Origin of the sequence: Gilliamella sp. Fer4-1 (assembly GCF_001690515.1) — a bacterium.
Lineage (GTDB): Bacteria > Pseudomonadota > Gammaproteobacteria > Enterobacterales > Orbaceae > Gilliamella > Gilliamella apicola_C.
Window position 1 is genome coordinate 1 of record NZ_LZGZ01000326.1, and the last position, 1,380, is coordinate 1,380.

Sequence of the window (1,380 nt, forward strand, 5' to 3'; positions counted from 1 at the left end):
TATCATTAAGATAATTACAGTCTACTATTTGGGCAAGGCTCAATTACATTATGAGTGAAAACGCTATTTTCAAGCTTGATAAAAAATATACATCTTTTCTATTTAAAGCGATAGAAGCAGCAAAGAAAAGTGAATTTGTGATCAAACACAAATACGATATCGATCATTTTTATATATCTTTTAGTCACCATATAAAGATAAATAATGGAGCCAAATGTTACACAATACGGTTTTATTCAGAAGAAGTAACACAAAATAATTGGATGGATATTGGTGCAGGAGGAATAGTAATAGATGATATTAATGTTGATATAGACATGGATTCAGGAGAAGTTATTTCCATTTATGCAAGCCGTTAATATAAAAAAGATTTTATAAAAACTAACCAATGTACTATAAAAATATTATATTAAACAATGCATTGATAAATTGAATGGGTTATGGTAGAAAGACACAACACAACCATAGTTCAGTCGGTAGAACGGCGGACTGTTAATCCGTATGTCACAGGTTCAAGTCCTGTTGGAGGAGCCAATTTCCGAATCCCTATAGCCTGTTTATAGCGGGTATTTTTTTATCTTAAAATACCCACTTATTTATTTCGTTGTTACAACAAATACGCTTAAAACCACGTTTTTTGGGATATGTATTTTATTTTTTAATCTTCTTATCAAATTAATGAGTTGCTAAAAGAAATTTAAATGATCACAATTGGATTGAATATTATCATTGTAGTTATTTTTAAATGTTAAGTAAAATCAATTTGATAAATGAAAGGTTTTTATAGTAAAAAATGTTCCTATAATATTGCAAGGACAATATAGCAGCAGCCCTTTCACCGCGCTAGAATGCGTCGACAACTAAGCAAGGTTAGCACGGCAAGTATGGATGTTTGGTGAGTTTGGGCTTTGTTAGGAATAAATTTGAACATCTGAGCAAAGTGAAGAAGGCATCAAAGAGGCGAGTATCAGGATGATATGAGTAAATATATGTCGGCCATATTCTGTAGCCAAAGTGAGGGGTGTTAAGGAATTTGCTAATTTCCTAACTCGACCGTTGTCACTGTTGCTATTGGTTCCACTACAAAAAACTCAACATGTCCGAAACCCAATCACACAAATTATAGTCAAATACTGTTACCCAAACCCGAAAACCATAAAAACAGTCAGGTGCGTATTGATTTTATTATGTTTTTACCTTGTTGTTTTTTACAAAAATCAAAAAAATTTCAATCCCTTAAAGCTTTCTCCAAAGCTTAATATGTTTTTTTTACATTCCTTTACAAAAAATCACAAAAAAAACTAGCCAAGCTTTTTTTTAACATTATAATTTTAACGGTAAAAATTAAATTAGCTTTTTTACAGGCTAATAATCATAAAA

The 1,380-nt window shown here is 30.9% G+C and carries 1 protein-coding gene; it reads left to right on the forward strand.

The annotated features are described in order from the left end of the window. Positions 1–50: 50 nt before the first annotated feature. Entirely contained in the window at positions 51–359 is a 309-nt protein-coding gene (locus A9G30_RS10955; protein ID WP_065588979.1) for a hypothetical protein, read from the forward strand. Positions 360–1,380 lie beyond the last annotated feature (1,021 nt).